This window comes from Roseateles chitinivorans (genome assembly GCF_002761755.1).
Lineage (GTDB): Bacteria > Pseudomonadota > Gammaproteobacteria > Burkholderiales > Burkholderiaceae_C > Roseateles > Roseateles chitinivorans.
The window spans coordinates 22,341-40,470 of sequence record NZ_PEOG01000017.1; the positions used below are offsets into that span (position 1 = coordinate 22,341).

Annotated in this window: 15 protein-coding genes; 5 read left to right on the forward strand and 10 right to left on the reverse strand. The window is 68.0% G+C overall.

Going from position 1 to position 18,130, the window contains the following annotated elements:
* Positions 1–29: 29 nt before the first annotated feature.
* Positions 30–1,067: a phenylalanine--tRNA ligase subunit alpha gene (gene pheS, locus CS062_RS08040; RefSeq protein ID WP_099861136.1), complete on the reverse strand. Its 1,038-nt coding sequence runs from the start codon at positions 1,065–1,067 to the stop codon at positions 30–32.
* Between pheS and CS062_RS25740 the strand changes: the two genes are divergently transcribed.
* Positions 1,041–1,268 (forward strand): hypothetical protein, encoded by a 228-nt coding sequence (locus CS062_RS25740; RefSeq protein ID WP_143742280.1) that lies wholly within the window; start codon positions 1,041–1,043, stop codon positions 1,266–1,268. The two genes, pheS and CS062_RS25740, sit on opposite strands and share 27 nt — an antisense overlap.
* Here the strand turns inward: CS062_RS25740 and rplT are convergent.
* The 8 genes from rplT to CS062_RS08085 all read right to left on the reverse strand — a co-directional run bounded on the left by rplT (position 1,265) and on the right by CS062_RS08085 (position 12,527).
* Positions 1,265–1,621: a 50S ribosomal protein L20 gene (gene rplT / locus CS062_RS08045; RefSeq protein ID WP_058934277.1), complete on the reverse strand. Its 357-nt coding sequence runs from the start codon at positions 1,619–1,621 to the stop codon at positions 1,265–1,267. The two genes, CS062_RS25740 and rplT, sit on opposite strands and share 4 nt — an antisense overlap.
* Before the next feature lie 26 nt (positions 1,622–1,647).
* Positions 1,648–1,851 (reverse strand): 50S ribosomal protein L35, encoded by a 204-nt coding sequence (rpmI, locus tag CS062_RS08050; protein ID WP_099861048.1) that lies wholly within the window; start codon positions 1,849–1,851, stop codon positions 1,648–1,650.
* Positions 1,852–2,060: 209 nt separating this feature from the next.
* Positions 2,061–2,609 carry a translation initiation factor IF-3 gene (infC, locus tag CS062_RS08055; protein ID WP_217648428.1) on the reverse strand — a complete coding sequence of 183 codons (549 nt, stop codon included), beginning with the start codon at positions 2,607–2,609 and terminating at the stop codon, positions 2,061–2,063.
* 67 nt (positions 2,610–2,676) lie between these two features.
* Positions 2,677–4,602: a threonine--tRNA ligase gene (gene thrS, locus CS062_RS08060; protein WP_099861050.1), complete on the reverse strand. Its 1,926-nt coding sequence runs from the start codon at positions 4,600–4,602 to the stop codon at positions 2,677–2,679.
* A 203-nt stretch (positions 4,603–4,805) separates the two neighbouring features.
* On the reverse strand, positions 4,806–5,888 hold the full coding sequence (locus tag CS062_RS08065) for a patatin-like phospholipase family protein (protein WP_099861051.1): 1,083 nt from the start codon (positions 5,886–5,888) through the stop codon (positions 4,806–4,808).
* Between the two features lie 69 nt (positions 5,889–5,957).
* Entirely contained in the window at positions 5,958–8,153 is a 2,196-nt protein-coding gene (locus CS062_RS08070; protein ID WP_143742281.1) for a TonB-dependent receptor plug domain-containing protein, read from the reverse strand.
* 183 nt (positions 8,154–8,336) lie between these two features.
* The gene (locus CS062_RS08075; RefSeq protein WP_233217972.1) at positions 8,337–10,667 is read right to left on the reverse strand and encodes a Tex family protein; all 2,331 of its coding nucleotides are present in this window, start codon (positions 10,665–10,667) and stop codon (positions 8,337–8,339) included.
* A 159-nt stretch (positions 10,668–10,826) separates the two neighbouring features.
* The gene (locus CS062_RS08085) at positions 10,827–12,527 is read right to left on the reverse strand and encodes an acyl-CoA dehydrogenase family protein (protein ID WP_099861138.1); all 1,701 of its coding nucleotides are present in this window, start codon (positions 12,525–12,527) and stop codon (positions 10,827–10,829) included.
* Here CS062_RS08085 and CS062_RS26135 point away from each other — a divergent pair.
* The 4 genes from CS062_RS26135 to CS062_RS08100 all read left to right on the forward strand — a co-directional run bounded on the left by CS062_RS26135 (position 12,526) and on the right by CS062_RS08100 (position 16,956).
* Positions 12,526–12,693: a hypothetical protein gene (locus CS062_RS26135; protein ID WP_158238709.1), complete on the forward strand. Its 168-nt coding sequence runs from the start codon at positions 12,526–12,528 to the stop codon at positions 12,691–12,693. The two genes, CS062_RS08085 and CS062_RS26135, sit on opposite strands and share 2 nt — an antisense overlap.
* 250 nt (positions 12,694–12,943) lie before the next feature.
* Entirely contained in the window at positions 12,944–14,767 is a 1,824-nt protein-coding gene (locus tag CS062_RS08090) for a M4 family metallopeptidase (RefSeq protein WP_233217973.1), read from the forward strand.
* 74 nt (positions 14,768–14,841) lie between these two features.
* The gene (locus tag CS062_RS08095; RefSeq protein ID WP_099861055.1) at positions 14,842–16,452 is read left to right on the forward strand and encodes a M20/M25/M40 family metallo-hydrolase; all 1,611 of its coding nucleotides are present in this window, start codon (positions 14,842–14,844) and stop codon (positions 16,450–16,452) included.
* A 291-nt stretch (positions 16,453–16,743) separates the two neighbouring features.
* On the forward strand, positions 16,744–16,956 hold the full coding sequence (locus CS062_RS08100) for a cold-shock protein (RefSeq protein ID WP_099861056.1): 213 nt from the start codon (positions 16,744–16,746) through the stop codon (positions 16,954–16,956).
* A gap of 20 nt (positions 16,957–16,976) precedes the next feature.
* Here CS062_RS08100 and CS062_RS08105 read toward each other — a convergent pair whose 3' ends face one another.
* Positions 16,977–18,089 carry a hybrid sensor histidine kinase/response regulator gene (locus CS062_RS08105; RefSeq protein ID WP_099861058.1) on the reverse strand — a complete coding sequence of 371 codons (1,113 nt, stop codon included), beginning with the start codon at positions 18,087–18,089 and terminating at the stop codon, positions 16,977–16,979.
* Positions 18,090–18,130: the final 41 nt, after the last annotated feature.

The window sequence follows — 18,130 nt, forward strand, 5'->3', positions numbered from 1 at the left end:
CTTGCTCTCTAGGCGACGACCGGGGCGGCTTACTTGAACTGCGACAGGAAGCGCAGGTCGCCGTCGAAGAACAGGCGCAGGTCATTGACGCCGTAGCGCAGCATGGCCAGGCGGTCGATGCCCGAGCCGAAGGCGAAGCCGATGTAGCGCTCGGGATCGAGGCCCATGTTGCGGATCACCTGCGGATGCACCTGGCCGGAGCCCGACACTTCGAGCCAGCGGCCCTTGAGCGGACCGGAGCCGAACATCATGTCGATCTCGGCGCTGGGCTCGGTGAACGGGAAGTAGCTGGGGCGGAAGCGGATCTCCATGTCCGTCGTCTCGAAGAACTGCTGCATGAAGTTCACGTAGACGGACTTGAGGTCCTTGAAGCTGATGTTCTCGCCGACCCACAGGCCCTCGACCTGATGGAACATCGGCGAGTGCGTCGCGTCGCTGTCGACCCGGTAGGTGCGGCCCGGTGCGATCACGCGGATCTCCGGCATGGCCTGGCCGGCGTCGATCAGGTGCTGATGCTTCTTGACGTGCTGCACCGCGTAGCGGATCTGCATCGGGCTGGTGTGGGTGCGCAACACATGACCCCCTTCGATGTAGAAGGTGTCGTGCATCGAGCGCGCCGGATGATCCTCCGGCGTGTTCAGCGCGGTGAAGTTGAACCAGTCGTTCTCGATCTCCGGGCCGTCCGCGACATCGAAACCCATCGAGCCGAAGATCGCCTCGATGCGCTCCATCGCACGCGTGATCGGATGCAGGCCGCCGGTGCCGCGCTGGCGGCCGGGCAGCGTCACGTCCAGGGCCTCGGCCTTGAGCTGCTGCTCGAGCTCGGCGTCGGCCAGCGCCTGGCGACGCGCGGTCAGCGCCGCCTCGATGCCCTGCTTGAGCTGGTTGATCTGCGCGCCGCGGGTCTTCTTCTCCTCGACCGGCAGGCTGGCCATGCCCTTCATCAGCTCGGTGACCTGGCCGGTCTTGCCCAGGAAGCGGGCCTTGGCATTCTCCAGGTCAGCGGGAGTCTTGGCGGCGGCGAAATCGCCGGTGGCCTGTTGCAGCAGTTGATCGAGGTCGTTCATCGCGGGGCGCCGATGCGGCATCTGGCGTCGTTGGCGGAAATCGAAGGGCACGACGGTGAAATGGCGAACATCGCACCACCGTGCCGGAATGAAAAAAGGCCGAACACCGGGGTGTCGGCCTTTGAAAAGGGCAGCTCCGGCAGCACCGGAGCAGCCAGTCCGTCCGCGGGCGAGCACCCGCAGGCGGACCTTGGCAATTAAGCCAGAGCGGCCTTCACCTTGGCGAAGATGCTGGCGAAACCAGCAGGATCGTTGACAGCGAGATCGGCCAGGACCTTGCGGTCGATGTCGATCTGGGCCTTCTTCAGGCCGGCCACGAACTTGCTGTAGCTCAGACCCAGGCCACGGCTTGCCGCGTTGATACGGGCAATCCACAGCTGGCGGAACACGCGCTTCTTGGCACGGCGGTCACGGTAGGCGTACTGGCCCGCCTTCATCACCGCCTGCTTGGCGATGCGGAAGACGTTCTTGCGACGACCACGGAAGCCCTTGGCCAGGGCCAGGACCTTCTTGTGACGAGCACGTGCGGTAACACCACGTTTGACGCGAGGCATGTTGTATCTCCTTGTCTACTGCTGGATTACAGACCAGCGGTGGGCAGCATCGCGGCGATGTGGCCCATGTTGGTCTCATGCACGGTCGCAGAGCCACGCAGGTGGCGCTTGTTCTTCGTGGTCTTCTTGGTCAGGATGTGGCGCTTGAACGCCTGACCGCGCTTGACGGTACCACCCGGACGAACGCGAAAACGCTTTTTCGCGCTGCTCTTGGTCTTCATCTTGGGCATGACTGCTCCTTGTATGTACGTCCCTGCGGGCGACTCCGGGGTCTCCGGAGTACTTGCCTGGCCTGCAGGAGACTAATGAACCTGTCGACGACCAGATCGACAGGCTGGATTTGCAAGAACAACGCCTTGCAAACAGAACCGGGCCGCAGCCCGGTTTTGTTTGCACCCCTTGCGGGGTGAGGGGCCGACCCGAAGGTCGACCCGGCGCATCAGCTGCGCTTCTTCGGCGCGAGCACCATGATCATCTGGCGCCCTTCCAGCTTGGGCATGTGCTCCACGACCGCCACATCCGCCAGTTCATCACGGATGCGCTCCAGCATGCGCATGCCGATGTCCTGGTGGGTGATCTCGCGGCCGCGGTAGCGCAGCGTGACCTTGCCCTTGTCGCCGTCCTCCGCGATGAAGCGGCGCAGATTGCGCATCTTGATCTGGTAGTCGCCTTCGTCCGTGCCCGGACGGAACTTGACTTCCTTGACCTCGATGACCTTCTGCTTGGACTTGGCTTCCGCAGCGCGCTTCTGCTCCTGGTACTTGAACTTGCCGTAGTCCATCAACCGGCAGACCGGCGGGACCGCAGTGGCAGCAATCTCGACCAGATCGACGTCCAGGTCACCGGCCATCCGGAGCGCTTCCTGGATCGAGACGATGCCGATCGGCTCGTTCTCTGGGCCATTGAGACGGACTTCAGAAGCGGTGATTTCGCGGTTCAGGCGGTGCTTGCGCTCCGGAATCGCGCGACGGTCAGCAAAAGTAGCGATGGTGGTTACCTTTAAACGGGCCTTGGCAAGGGTCCGAAGAGATCAATAAACGCAAAAAGCGCCCGACTCAGGTCTTGTCCGCGATGGCGGTCGAGAGCTTCGAGACGAAGTCCTCCAGCGACATCACGCCCAGATCCTGGTTGCCTCGGGCGCGCACTGCAACCGCACCGTTCGCCTTTTCCTTGTCGCCGACGACGAGGATGAACGGCACTTTTTGCAGCGAATGCTCGCGGATTTTATACGTGATCTTTTCATTGCGCAAATCTGCCTGGACCCTAAGCCCTTGTTTTTGCAGCGATTTCACAATGTCGGAAACGTAGTCCGCCTGGGCGTCGGTGATATTGGCCACGACGACCTGCGTCGGCGCCAGCCAGACGGGCAGCGCGCCGGCATGCTGCTCGATCAGGATGCCGATGAAACGCTCCAGGCTGCCGACGATCGCGCGATGCAGCATGACCGGCGTCCTGCGCTCGCCGTCCTCGCCGACGTACTCGGCGCCCAGGCGCCCCGGCATCGAGAAGTCCACCTGCATCGTGCCGCACTGCCACTGCCGGCCGATCGCGTCCTTGAGCGTGTATTCGATCTTCGGACCGTAGAAGGCGCCGTCGCCCGGGGCGATGATGAACTCCACGCCGGAGGCGCGCAGCGATTCCATCAGCGCGAACTCGGCCTTGTCCCATACCTCGTCGGAACCGATCCGCGCCTCGGGACGGGTGGCGACCTTGTAGATGATGTTGTCGAAGCCGAAGTCCTTGTAGACCTTCTGCAACAGTGCGGTGTACGCCACGCACTCGGCCAGGATCTGGTCTTCGGTGCAGAAGATGTGGCCGTCGTCCTGCGTGAAGCCGCGCACCCGCATGATGCCGTGCAGGCCGCCGGTGGGCTCGTTGCGATGGCACTGGCCGAACTCGCCGAAGCGCAGCGGCAAGTCGCGGTAGCTCTTGATGCCGTGCTTGAAGATCAGGATGTGACCGGGACAGTTCATCGGCTTGAGCGCGTAGTCGCGCTTCTCCGATTCCGTCGTGAACATGTTGTCGCGGTACTTGTCCCAGTGGCCGGTGGCCTCCCACAGCGTCTTGTCCAGCAGTTGCGGGCCCTTGACCTCCTGGTAGCCGTTGTCGCGGTACACGCGGCGCATGTACTGCTCGACCTCCTGCCAGATCGTCCAGCCCTTCGGGTGCCAGAACACCACGCCGGGCGCGTGCTCGTCGATGTGGAACAGCTCCAGGTCCTTGCCGAGCTTGCGGTGGTCGCGCTTCTCGGCCTCTTCCAGCATGCGGAGGTAGTTCGCCAGGTCGTCCTTCGTCGCCCAGGCCGTGCCGTAGATGCGCTGCAGCTGCTCGTTGCGGTGGTCGCCGCGCCAGTAGGCGCCGGCCACCTTCATCAGCTTGAAGAACTTCAGCTTGCCCGTGGACGGCACGTGCGGGCCGCGGCACAGGTCGGTGAAGCCGCCCTCGGCGTACAGCGAGACGTCCTCGCCCGCCGGAATGCTGGCGATGATCTCGGCCTTGTAGGCCTCGCCGATGCCCTTGAAGTAGGCGACGGCCTCGTCGCGCGGCAGCACCGAGCGCACGACCTTTTCATCCTTCTTCGCGAGCTCCGCCATCTTGGCCTCGATCGCCGCCAGGTCCTCGGGCGTGAACGGGCGCTTGTAGGAGAAGTCGTAATAGAAGCCGTGCTCGATGACCGGGCCGATCGTGACCTGCGCGTCGGGGAACAGCTCCTTGACCGCATAGGCCAGCAGGTGGGCCGTCGAATGGCGGATCACCTCCAGCCCGTCCGGATCCTTGTCCGTGACGATCGCCAGCGGCGTGTCCTTGTCGATCAGGAAGCTGGTGTCGACGAGCCTGGCGTTCTCGCCCGAGCCGATGCGGCCGGCCAGCGCGGCCTTGGCCAGGCCCGTGCCGATCGAGGCCGCGACTTCGGCGACGGTCACCGGCTGCGGGAACTCGCGCTTGGAACCGTCGGGCAGTTGGATGGAAATTTGGGACATGTTCGGGTACTCCAGAAAACAAAAAGCGCGGCCACTTGCCGCGCTTGATCTGGGGTGCTGACTGTTTCCGGACAGCAGAGGAAAAGACGTGACGAGCCGCGGCCGCTCAAACCTTCGCAGTGGAGGTGGTAGTCCGCGGTGTCATAACCGATTCGCCTTTCCCGGTCCTTGTTGGAAAAAGAAAATGAAGGCGGCAGTGTAGCTCAGAGCGCCTGGATGTCGAGCGTCGGACGGGCGCAGGCTTCCCGGAACTCGTCGCGCAGACGCTCGCCCTCGCGCACCGCGCGCAGCCAGTCGCGGGCGCGGCCCGGCACGTCGTTCAGGTAACGCTGGAAGTCGTTGCGATCCGGTAGCTTGCCGCCCGGCAGCGTCTTGACCCACGCCGGGTTGGGCGTCAGCAGCACGACGTTGTCCAGGAAGGCGCTGGTGCGGTGCCGGTGCTTGAGCGCCTTGTCCAGCCAGCCCGGGATGACGCTCGCCTGGAAATGCGGATAGAGCGCGATGCCATCGCCGACCATCGCCGCGTAATTCAAGTGCAGGTGGTAATCGGTGATGCCGCCATCCCAGTAGGCACCCGCCGGCGCGCCCTCGATGTCGTGCACCGCCTGGAGCCAGAACGGGATGGAGCAGCTCGCCAGCAGGCTGGACTTCAGGTTGCCAACGTCGAGCGCCACCTGATGGCTGCGGTAGTCCGCGAGCGGCATCGGCAGCGGCGAGCGCCTGTCGGAAAACACCACCCGCTCCAGCCATGCGCCCATCGCGCGGCGCGACATCGCATTGGCCGCGAAAGCGCCGAGGTAGCCCAGCGGCGTGCGCAGCCGCCCTTCCCGCCCGAGCACATGTTTCCCGCGCGAGGTGAACACGTGCAGCCGGAACTGGGGATGGGCGAGCACCTCGGCCTCGCGCCCGCCGAAGATCTCGGCCAGCTTCTGCGAGAAGGCCCGCGTCACCGTCGCGGCGCTCGGGCGCTTGCCGGGCTCGGACTCGTAATCCTGGTGGGCGTAGTCGTGGGCCAGGCGCTCGAACTCGGCGCGGGTGCTGGCGGCGTCGCGGCTCAGGCAGGCGGTGGCCATGCGCCAGGCGCCGATCGAGGCGCCCAGCAGGTGCACCTCCTGGCCGCCGGACGGCAGGAACTCGCCGAACAGGTGCGCGTCGAGCGCGCTGAGGATCAGCCCCTTCGGGCCGCCGGCCGCGCCGGGCACGACGCGCACATCGGCGGCGCGCAGGCCATGGTCGCGCAGCCGTTGGCGCGCACGGGGTCCGGCGAGGATCTGCAAGGCCTGCATCGGGCGGTTCGTCCTTTCATGGGCAAAGACGCCCGACGCGGCCGGTCGCTCCTCACCTGCGCTTCAGGCTCAGAGCTTCATCTCCAGGTTCAGCTGGAACCAGGGCTTGAGACTGCGGCCGGTGGCGTAGTAGTCGCCATTGGCCAGCGTGGTCTCGGCCCGCGCGTCGAGCGGGAAGAGATTATTGGCCGAGAAGCGGACCGAGGTCTTGGGGCTGACCATCCATTGGGCGAAGACGTCCAGGCCGCGGTTGCGCGAGAACTCGGCCTCCTGGCGGTCGGTCTGGCGCACCGTGTAGACCGGCGTGTAGTTCAGGTTGGCGCCGGTGGTGACCGGCACGCTGCTGAAGCGGTAGTCGAAGCCCAGGTTGGCGGTCCAGGGCTGCTGCTGGTCCAGCCGGTTGTCCGGTCCGGAGACCGCCTTGACCCGCGAGCGGTAGACGCTGAACGAGCCGCGCAGGTTCAGCGGCAGCCTGGGCTCGAACAGCGACGGGAAGAGCTCGCCGGCACGGCCCTTGAGCTCCATCTCGATGCCGCTGGTGGTGGCGCTGGAGAAGTTGGTCGGACGGATCACGTAGCGCGGCACCGGCACCAGCGCATTCGCCGGGTCCAGCGTGACGACGTTGCGGATCAGCTGGCTGATGTTGCGGTGGAACAGGCCGACGCTGAAGAGGCTGCCGCCGCTCAGGTATTTCTCGTAGGCGACGTCCAGTCCGGTGGCGAGCTCCGGCTTGAGGCCGGGATTGCCGACGCGGTCGGGGTTGAGCTCGTCGTTCGCCTGGGCCGGGTCGGGGAACTTGCTGTTGAGCGTGTAGCGGCCCAGCATCTGCGTCAGCTCCGGCGCCTTGTAGCTGCGGGTCAGGCTGGCGCGGATCATGTCGCGCGCCTTCGGATCCAGCTTGTAGGTCAGGTGCCACAGCGGCGACAGCACGCTGGAGCTGTTGCGCGCATCGGTGGCGACGCCGCGGCTGGTGGTGACGATGCGCTCATGGCGCAGGCCGAAGTAGGTCGACCACTGCGGATTGATCTCCCACTCGTCCTGGATAAAGAAGGCCTGGCGGCGGATGCGCGCGCCGAAGTTCTCGCCGTTGAGCGCCGGCAGCTGCTCGCCGCCTGCGACGGTGGTGTCGCGGATCTCGTCGCGTTTGCGGAACTCGAAGTCCCAGCCCAGCGTCACCGTGTGCTCGTCGCCCAGGATCTGGCTGTACTTGCCGGCCTGGGTCAGGCTGCGGTCGCGGCTGTCGACCAGCGCATCCACCGGCGTGACCGGATTCAGCGTGTGGTTCTCGATGTGGTTCTTCGCATCCTGCACGCCGGCCTTGAGCTCCCACTTCTGCGTCTCGCTGAAGCGGTTGTTCCATTGCAGGTTGGCGCGCAGCATCTGCCAGACGCCCTGGTTGTCGCTGTCGTCGTCCAGGCGCGGCGTCTTGTACTGGCCGTCCGGCTCCAGGCGCACCGAGTTGTTCCACCAGCCCTTCTGCGCGAAGCCCTGCAGCGAGACGCTCTCGTCGTCGCTGATCTTCCAGGTCGCGCGCGGCGCGGAGTTGAAGGCATGGCCCCAGTTGCGCATCTTGCCGTGCTGGGAAGCGACGACCGGCTGGTCGTTCAGGTCGGTGCCGTTGCGCTCGGTGGAGGACCGCATCTCCTGCAGCCACTGGAAGGCGGAGACCGGCACCGACAGCGAGACCGGCCCGAAGCGCTCGCCGAAGGTGAAGGTGGCCGACGGCACCGGATGGTTGATGTTGTAGCCGGCGCCCAGGCGCAGGTCGCGCTGCGACACGCGCGGCGCCTCCTTCAGGATGATGTTGATCGCGCCGGCCACGGCCTGCGCGCTCTGGTCGGCGCTGGGACCCTTGGTGACCTCGATGCGCTCGACCTGCGCCGGATCGAGCTGGTCGAGCTTGAAGCCGGGCGGCGCCGGATCGCCGTTGATCAGGATCAGCGTGTAGCCCGAGCCCAGCCCGCGCATGCGCGGCGCGCCGTCGGCCACGTTGACGCCGGGCAGCCGCTTGAGCACGTCGGCCACGCTGGTGTCGCCGTACCGGTCCAGCTCCTCCCGACCGTAGACCTGCTTGGCGACCGGCGCGCGACGGCGCAGGTCGGAATCGTTGTTGCGGCCGGTGATCTCGACGCGGTCCAGGCGGCGGCCCGAGGCCGGCTCGTTGCCCATGCCCGGGGGCGCTTCCTGGGCCCGGACGGACACCGCGGGCAGGGCGACGGTCAGGCAGACAAGGGCACAGGCCCTGGCGATGGCGTGGGTCTTCAAGGGGGCTCCCGAGATTCGTGTCGACACGATGGCGATGTGTCGACTTTTGTCATTGACGGTAAACGGCGCGCAGCGTAGCTGCACGCCGCCCGTTCTGACACCTCAGGTGCGACCGGCCGCGAAAAAAGTGGGACCAAACGCGATTCGACGCCGTGGACGGTCGGGGCGCACAGCGCCCCGAGGTCAGCGCTTGAGCTTGGCGAACGCCGCGGCCATGGCGCCGCCCTGCGGCTGCGCCGCCTGCTGCGGCCGACCGCCGCCCTGGCGCTCGTTGCGGCCGGCCGGACGGAAGCTGTTGTCCGGCTTGGCGCCGCCGCGCGGGGCCTGCGCGTCCAGCTTCATCGTCAGCGAGATCCGCTTGCGGGCCAGGTCGACCTCCAGCACCTTCACCTTGACGATGTCGCCGGTCTTGACGACCTCGCGGGCGTCGTTGACGAACTTGTTGGCCAGCTGGCTGACGTGGACCAGCCCGTCCTGGTGGACGCCGAGGTCGACGAAGGCGCCGAACTGGGCGACGTTGGACACCGTGCCCTCCAGCACCATGCCCTCCTTCAGGTCCTTGATGTCCTCGACGCCGTCGTTGAAGCGCGCGACCTTGAAGTCCGGGCGCGGATCGCGGCCCGGCTTCTCCAGCTCGCCCAGGATGTCCTTGACCGTGATCGCGCCGAAGCGCTCGTCGGCGAAGGCCTCCGGCTTGAGGGCACGGATCACGTCGGACTTGCCCATCACCTCGGCGATCGGACGCTGCACCTGCGCCAGGATGCGCTCGATGACCGGATAGGTCTCGGGGTGGACGCCGCTGACGTCCAGCGGGTTGTCGCCGTCCCGGATGCGCAGGAAGCCGGCCGCCTGCTCGAAGGTCTTCGGTCCCAGGCCGGTGACGTCCAGCAGCTGCTGGCGGTTGCGGAAGGCACCGTTGGCGTCGCGCCAGCGGACGATGGAGGCGGCCACGCCGGCCGACAGGCCGGACACGCGCGACAGCAGCGGCGCCGAGGCGGTGTTGAGGTCAACGCCGACCGAGTTCACGCAGTCCTCGACGACCGCGTCCAGCGTGCGCGCCAGTTCGCTCTGGTTGACGTCGTGCTGGTACTGGCCGACGCCGATCGACTTCGGATCGATCTTCACCAGCTCCGCCAGCGGATCCTGCAGGCGACGGGCGATCGAGACCGCGCCGCGCAGAGACACGTCCAGGTCGGGCAGTTCCTTCGAGGCGAATTCCGAGGCGGAGTACACCGAGGCGCCGGCCTCGCTGACCACCACCTTCTCGATCACCGTGCCGGGCGCCATCGACTGGATCCGCTTGATCAGGTCGGCGGCGAGCTTGTCGGTCTCGCGCGAGGCGGTGCCGTTGCCGATCGCGATCAGGTTCACGCCATGGGTCGCGCACAGGCGGCCCAGCGTGTGGATCGAGCCTTCCCAGTCGCGCTTGGGCTCGTGCGGGTAGACGGTGGAGGTGTCCAGCACCCGACCCGTGTCGCTGACGACGGCCACCTTGACGCCGGTGCGGATGCCCGGGTCCAGGCCCATGACGACGCGCTTGCCGGCCGGGGCGGCCAGCAGCAGGTCGCGCAGGTTCTCGGCGAAGACCTTGGTGGCGACCTTCTCGGCTTCCTCGCGCAGGCGGGCGAACAGGTCGCGCTCCAGGCTCAGCGACAGCTTGACCTTCCAGGTCCAGGCGACGGTCTTGCGGATCAGTTCGTCGCCGGCGCGCTTCGCATGGCTCCAGCCGAGATGGCGCGCGATGCGGCCTTCGGCGAGCGAGGGCTGGCCCGGCACCACTTCTTCGTCCAGCGCCAGCTTGGCGTCGAGGAACTCCTGCGTGCGGCCACGGAAGACCGCCAGCGCCCGGTGCGAGGGCACGGTGCGGATCGGCTCGGCGTAGTCGAAGTAGTCGCGGAACTTCGAGATGTCGGGGTTGTTCTCGTCCTTGCCGTCCATCAGCCTGGACTTGAACAGGCCCTCTTCCCACAGCCATTCGCGCAGCTTGCCGATCAGCACGGCGTCCTCGGCCCAGCGTTCGGACAGCAGGTCGCGCACGCCGTCGAGCACCGCGAAGGCGTCGGCAAAGCCGGCATCGGGATTGAGGAAGGCCGCCGCCTCGGTCATCGGATCCAGCGTCGGATCGGCGAAGAGCTTGTCGGCGAGCGGCTCCAGGCCGGCCTCGCGGGCGATCAGGCCCTTGGTGCGGCGCTTCTGCTTGTAGGGGAGGTAGAGGTCCTCGAGCTCCTGCTTGGTCGGCGCGGCGGCGATGGCGGCGGCCAACTCCGGCGTCAGCTTGCCCTGCTCCTCGATGCTCTTGAGCACCGCCTCGCGGCGGTCCTCGAGCTCGCGCAGGTAGCTCAACCGGGCTTCCAGCTCGCGCAGCTGGATGTCGTCGAGGCCGTCCGTCGCTTCCTTGCGATAGCGGGCGATGAACGGGACGGTGGCCCCGCCGTCGAGCAGCTCCACGGCGGCGTTGACCTGGGCCGGGCGAACCTTCAGCTCGGCGGCAATCTGGAGGAGGATCTTGTCCAAAACAGCGACGGGGCCGACAGGCCCGAGAGAGCAACGAAAGCGCGCGAGTTTAGGGGATGCCCGCATCGACGCGACGCGGGAACGACAACGACAACGACAACGACAACGACAACGACAACGACAACGACAACGACAACGAGGACGGGCGCTGCGCGGCGCTCAGGCGGGAAAGGCGCGCAGGAGGATCGCGTCGATGTCCGTCCGGCGCGTGTCGAGGGCCCCGACGACGGCGCCCCACTGCGGATCGAGGCGGGACGCGACGAAGGCGTCGGCGACGAAGTCCGGCGCGTGCCGGCGCAGCAGCGCGGCCTGCGCCAGCAGCACGAGGCGGGACGCGAAACGGCGCCCCAGGGCTTCCAGCTGATCCGGCGGCGTCGCGAGCATCGCCCGCAGGCCGGCGACCTCGGCCCGCAGCGCGCGGTCCTCGCCGACATCGGCCTCGAGCGCGTCCAGCAGCGTGAGGAAGGCCTGCGGATCCCGGGCGACGGCGCGCATCACGTCCAGGCACATCACGTTGCCCGAGCCTTCCCAGATCGAGTTGACCGGCGCCTCGCGGTAGAGCCGGCCCATGACGCCGTCGTCGATGTAGCCGTTGCCGCCGAGCACCTCCATCGCCTCGCCGGTCAGCTCGACGGCGCGCTTGCAGACCCAGAACTTCGCCGCCGGCGTCACCAGGCGCATCCAGGTGCGCTCGCCCGGGTCGTCCTGGCGCTCGAAGGCCTGCGCCAGCCGCAGGCTCAGTTGCATCGCCGCCTCGCTCTCCAGCGCCAGGTCGACCAGCACCGCCCGCATCAGCGGCTGCGCCGCCAGGCGCTTGCCGAAGGCGCTGCGGTGGCGCGCATAGTGCAAGGCCTGCACCAGCGCCTGGCGCAGCATCGCCGCACTGCCGACGACGCAGTTCAGCCGCGTGTGGGTCGCCATCTCGATGATGGTCGGGATGCCGCGCCCCTCCTCGCCGATCAGCACACCGTGGGCGTCCTGGAACTCGACCTCGGAGCTGCTGTTGCTGCGGTTGCCGACCTTCTCCTTGAGGCGCTGGACGTGGACCGCGTTGCGGCTCCCGTCCGGGCGCCAGCGCGGCACGAAGAAGCAGCCCGGCGCGCCGTCCGGCGTCTTGGCCACGACCAGGTGGGCGTCGCACATCGGCGCGGAGAAGAACCACTTGTGCCCGGTGAGCCGGTACTCGCCGCCGCGGCCGCCGGCACCCACCGGCTCGGCGCGGGTCGTGTTGGCGCGCACGTCGGAGCCGCCCTGCTTCTCGGTCATGCCCATGCCCAGCCAGATCGAGCGCTTGTCCGCGATCGGCACGTCACGGCCGTCGTAGGCGGTGCTGAAGAGCTGATCGCGCAGCGCCGCCCACAACGCCGGCTCACGTCGCAGGACCGGGATGCTGGCCTGGGTCATCGTCGCCGGGCACAGGGTGCCGGCCTCGATCTGCCCGTGCAGGTAGAAGCCGGCGGCCCAGGCGGCCCAGCGGCCAGGGCGTTCGTCCCGGAACGGCATCGCGACGAGGTCCGCCTGCCGGTAGGCCGCGAGCAGCGCATGCCAGCCGCCGTCGAACTCGACGCGGTCGATGCGGCGACCGCGCTTGTCGAAGCTCTCCAGCGTCGGCGTCACCCGGTTGATGCGCTCGGCGATGGCCTGGGTCTCCGGACGACCCAGCCAGGTCGCGTAGTCGGCCAGGCCGGGCAGGAAGGCGTCGGCGCCGGCGCGCGCGAGCGCCTCGCGCAGCGCCGGGTCGATCGCCAGCGGCGAGTGGCCGACCAGTTCGTCGACCTGGTTGGTGACCGCGTGGGTGCGCCAGCCGGCGGCCGGCGCCTCCACGGTGGAGGCAGTGGGGTCGGTGGGGGTCGTGTCCATGGTCGACATGGTGGGCGTCTCCTGGGAAGGCTTCGCGGTCGCCGGTTCCTGGCGTGTCCTCTGGATCGGGGTCGCGGCCGGGTCGATCCTCGCCTATCGCGCGCACGCCAGCCATCGGCATGCCCATTCGCCTCGTTTCAAGGGTTACACCGGATGTCAGGCCTGACAGGCCGACGCGGGCGCCGGAGCCCCTACATTCGCGCAGTCGTCCGGACCCACCACCTCAACACCACGACCTCGGGCGCTCCGAGGCAGCCGGCGACACCTCGGGACGCGGCGCCAGCCGCACCTCCAAGAACATCTGGCACGGCCTCACCACGGGCCGCGAACAGAGGAGGCCGTCCCGTTCCCACCCGAGCGAGTCCGGCCATTTCTTCGGGAGATCTCACCGATCCATCACGTAAGAAAGAGGCGATATGACACAGGCATTCATCCAGCGTTTCCTGCGCGTCAGCATCATGGCCGCCGCGGCTACCGCCGCCTGCCAGGCCCTGGCGGCGGATCGCGTCCTGCTCGACGACCAGTCCCCGGTCAACACCACGATGCGTGCGTCGAGCGCTCCCCAGAACGCGGGCACCGCGCTGGGACTCGCGGCCAGCGACCTGCAGGCCGTGCGCAGCCAGACCTATCCCGGCGGCAAGGTCGTCACCCGTCACCAGCAGTACCACCAGGGCGTGCCCGTCTGGGGCGAAGGCGTCGTGGAGCACCGCGACACCAACGCCGGCACCTCGCGCTATTCCGGCAGCCTGCTGACCAACATCCAGCAGGACCTGAACACGGTGCAGCCGGGCCTGACCGCCCAGGGCGCGCTGGCCCAGGCCAAGGGCGCCGTCAACGCGACGCTGACCGAGAACGAGCAGTCCCGGCTGTACGTCCGGCTCAATGCCAACGGCAAGGCGCAGCTGTTCTACCTCGTGTCGTTCATGCGCCACGACCGCCAGCAGCCCAGCCGTCCGCACTTCATGATCGACGCCACCACCGGCGCGGTGCTGGAGCGCTGGGAAGGCCTGGCCCACCGTGACGCCACCGGCCCCGGCGGCAACACCAAGACCGGCCGCTACGAGTACGGCACCGACTACCCGGCGCTGCAGGTCACCGACACCTGCCAGATGAATTCCGGCAACGTGGTCACCGTCAACCTCAACGGCAGCACCAGCGCCAGCAACACGCCTTTCCAGTTCACCTGCTCGCGCAACGAGTACAAGCAGATCAACGGCGCCTACTCGCCGCTGAACGATGCCCACTTCTTCGGCAACGTGATCTTCAACATGTACCGGGACTGGTTCAACCTCCGGCCGCTGACCGGCACCCTGTACATGCGGGTCCACTACGGCACCAACTACGAGAACGCGTTCTGGGACGGCACCGCGATGAGCTTCGGCGACGGTCGCACGACCTTCTACCCGCTGGTCTCGCTGGACGTGTCGGCGCACGAGGTGAGCCACGGCTTCACCGAGCAGAACTCGGGCCTGGTGTACTCCGGCCAGTCCGGCGGCATGAACGAGGCCTTCTCCGACATGGCCGGCGAAGCCGCCGAGTACTACCGCAACAACGGCAGCAACGACTGGCTGGTGGGCGCGCAGATCTTCAAGGGCAGCGGCGCGCTGCGCTACTTCGACGATCCGACGCGCGACGGCAGCTCCATCGGCCATGCGTCCAACTACCGCAGCGGCATGGACGTGCACTACTCCAGCGGCGTCTACAACCGCGCGTTCTACCTGCTGGCCAACAAGCCGGGCTGGAACACCCGCAAGGCCTTCGAGGTGATGGTCGACGCCAACCGCCTCTACTGGACCGCCAACAGCACCTTCAACCAGGGCGCCTGCGGCGTGGAGAAGGCGGCCACCGACCGCGGCTACGCGATGGCCGACGTGACGGCGGCCTTCGCCACCGTGGGCGTGAGCTGCAGCGGCACCACGCCGCCGCCGACCGCGACGCCGCTGACCAGCGGCGTGCCGGTGACCGGCATCTCGCTGGCCAAGGGCGCGACCAAGCTGTACAGCATCGCCGTGCCGGCGGGCCGCACGACGCTGACGATCAAGCTCTCGGGCGGATCGGGCGACGGCGACCTGTACGTCAAGCGCGGCTCCGCGCCGACCACCACCAGCTACGACAAGCGCTCGATCGGCTCGACCAATGCCGAGACCATCACCTTCTCGTCGCCGACCTCGGGCACCTACTACGTGCTGCTGAGCGCGTACTCGACGGTGACGAGCACCTCGCTGGTCGCCACCTACTGATCCCCGCCTGAACCGACTCCGGCGCGCCGCCCTCCCGCGGCGCGCCGGCTTCGCCATTCCCGGAGAAACCATCCATGCGTCAGTTCTTCATCCTCAGCGCGCTGTGCGTCGGCATGGCCGCGCTCAGCCCGGCCCATGCGGGCGAGAAAGTCTGGATCAGCCTCGGCGACGCCGCGCTGGCCCAGTTGCAGAAGCACCGTCCGGCCGCGCGCGCGGTCGCCAGCGTCCAGGCCGATGCCGCGCAGGACGGCTCGGCCCTGGCAGCCGCCAGCGCCTCCGCGTCCGCGCGGGCGGTGCGCAACGAAGGCCTCCATCTGGTCGAGGTCGACGAGGACGTGCTGGCCTCGCTGAGCCACTCGATCCACGAGGAGCTCAAGCGCTGCGGCGGCTACATGTACCACCCGACGCGCGAAGCGGGCCTGGCCTCGCTGCAGCGTCACAGCACACCGGTGGGTGCGCAGCGGCTGGCCGCGGCGCTGGTGGCCTCGCGCCCGAGCTACGTGATCGACCAGCAATCGGTCGTGACGCCGATCCTGTCCCAGATGCAGGCCAGCAATATCGGGCAGACCATCGTCGACCTGTCCGCCAACACCAACCGCTACTACACCAGCAGCAGCGGCGTCGCCGCGTCGAACTGGCTGCGGCAGAAATGGACGACGCTGGCGGGTGGCCGCGCCGACATCACCGTCGAGCAGTTCAGCCATCCGAACTGGGCGCAGAAGTCGGTGATCGCGACGATCCAGGGCACCGACAACGGCAGCGAGGTCATCGTGATGGGCGCGCACCTGGACTCGATCAACCAGTCCGGCGGCTCGGGCGAGACCATGCGCGCGCCTGGCGCCGATGACGACGCCTCCGGCGTGGCCAGCCTGACCGAGGTGCTGCGGGCGCTGGTGCAGGCCAACTACAAGCCGCGCCGCACCCTCAAGTTCATGGCCTATGCGGCCGAGGAGGTCGGCCTGCGCGGCTCGCAGGAGATCGCCAACAGCTTCGCCGCGGCCAATGTCAACGTGGTGGGCGTGCTGCAGCTGGACATGACCAACTACAAGGGCGCGGCCAACGACATCTACCTGTTCAGCGATTACACCGACAGCGCGCAGAACACCTTCCTGTCCAACCTGATCGCGACCTACCTGCCGACGCTGCGGGTGGGGACCGATCGCTGCGGCTACGCCTGCTCGGACCATGCGTCGTGGAATGCCAAGGGCTATTTCGCGAGCATGCCCTTCGAGGCCGGCATGAGCAGTTCCAACCCCTACATCCACACCGCCAACGACACCTACGCCAACATGGGGAGCCAGGCCGACCATGCGCTGAAGTTCGCGCGCATGGCCGCGGCCTATGCGGTGGAGCTGGGCAGCGACGGGCCGGGCACGCCGCCGCCGGTGGACAAGACCGAGAACTTCAGCGGCAGCCTGACGCGCGGCCAGAGCCGGACCTTCGGACCGTTCAAGGTGGCCAGTGGCGGCGCGCTCGCAGCCAGCACCACCGGCACCGGCGACATCGACCTGTATGTGCGCAAGGGCGCGGCGCCGACGACCTCCACCTACACCTGCAAGTCGGACGGCTCGAGCTCGACCGAGGGGTGCAGCGTCACGATGACGGCCAACGGCGATGTCTACGTGCTGCTCTATGGCTACGCCGCCGGGAACTACCAGCTGAAGGTGACCTACCGGCCGCAGTGAGCCCGCAGCGAGCCTGCGGTGGTCCCGCCGGGATCGGGCGAGATCGCGGCACGCCGGGCCGGCCGGTGCGACTTTGCACCGGCCGGCCGTCAGCCGCGCGTGCTAGAGTCCCGCGATAGATTCGCGCAAGGCCTTTCTTCAGAGGTCTTCTTCCGCAGCCCCCGTCGGTCCTTCCGGACCCTTCGCGCGGCCTGCCCAGCATCCCCCCGCTGACGGTTCTTGAGTGTTTCTGTCCCGGCGCGCGCCCGCGTGCCGGGTATTCCCATCCATCTTCTTCAAAAAGGAAACACCATGACGACCAAGACCGGCACCGTGAAGTGGTTCAGCGACGACAAGGGCTTCGGCTTCATCACCCCGACCGACGGCTCCAAGGACCTGTTCGCCCATCACAGCGAGATCCAGAGCTCCGGCGGCTTCCGCACCCTCGCCGAAGGCGCGAAGGTCGAGTTCGAGCCGAAGGACGGCCCCAAGGGCCCGCAAGCCTCGAACATCCGCGTCGTCTGAGCGGACCGCGCCGTCCTGCCTCAGGACGGCTGCGCGGGCAGCTCGATGCGGAACTCGGTGCCTGCGGCACCGGTCTCGACGACGATGCGCCCGCCGTGTGCCTCGACGATCACCCGGCACACGAAAAGTCCCAGACCCATGTTGCCGGCGGCCGGCGCCTGCGCCCCGCCGCGCACCAGCGGCTCGAACAGCCGCGCCCGGACCGCGTCCGGGATCGGCGCCCCTTCGTTGCGCACCGACAGGTGGCGCCACGCGCCCCTGGCCTCGGTGCGCACGACGATGGGCCGCCCCACGGCGCCATGCTCCACCGCATTGCGCAGCAGATTGGCAATGACCCGCGCCAGGCGGTCGCCATCCCACCAACCCTCGTCCGGTGCCTCATGGACGGCATCGACGGTGATGCCGGGATAGGCGCCCCGCACCTCGTCGATCGCGGCCAAGGCCAGCGCGCCCAGGCGCTGTGGCGCCCGTCGCAGCAGCAACTCCGCGTCGAGCTGGCTGCGCGCGTAGTCCTGGATGTCGTCCAGCATGTGCGCCATGCGCCGGGCCGCGGCGGTGATCCGGGCGGCCATCTTCTGGGTCGTCGATGCCGCGACCGGCGCGCGTGCCAGCAGTTCGCTGCTCATGGCGATCGCGTCGAGCGGATTGCGCAGGTCGTGGCCGAGGATCGCGAGGAACAGGTCGCGGGCCCGCTCCTCGTCGCGCCGCTTCTGCTCGAGCGCCTCGGACAAGGCCCGCAGCGTGTCGTGCTGGCGCAGCAGCGCGTGCAGGTTGGCGACCAGCACCTCGTCGTCCACCGGTCGTGTCAGGTACGCATCCGCCCCGCCCTTCAGGCCACGGACCTGGTCGTCCTCGGCGATGTAGACGCCGGACACCAGCACGATGGGCACGGCCGCGCCGGACTCCAGCGCGCGGAGTTGGCGACAGACCTCATAGCCGCTGATGTCGGGCAGCAGGACGTCGAGGATGACCGCGTCCACGCCGGTTGCCTGCCGCAGCGCCTCGGTCCCGTCGGCGGCCTCGACGACGGCGAAGCCGGCCAGTTCCAGCCGACGCCGCAGCGCGTATCGATGCGCGCTGTCGTCATCGACGAGCAGGACGGTGCGTCCGCCCGTCGCTTGTGCTGCGTCCATCCCATCCTCCCTGACGGCGCCTGGACAGCCCGCGTCTGCGG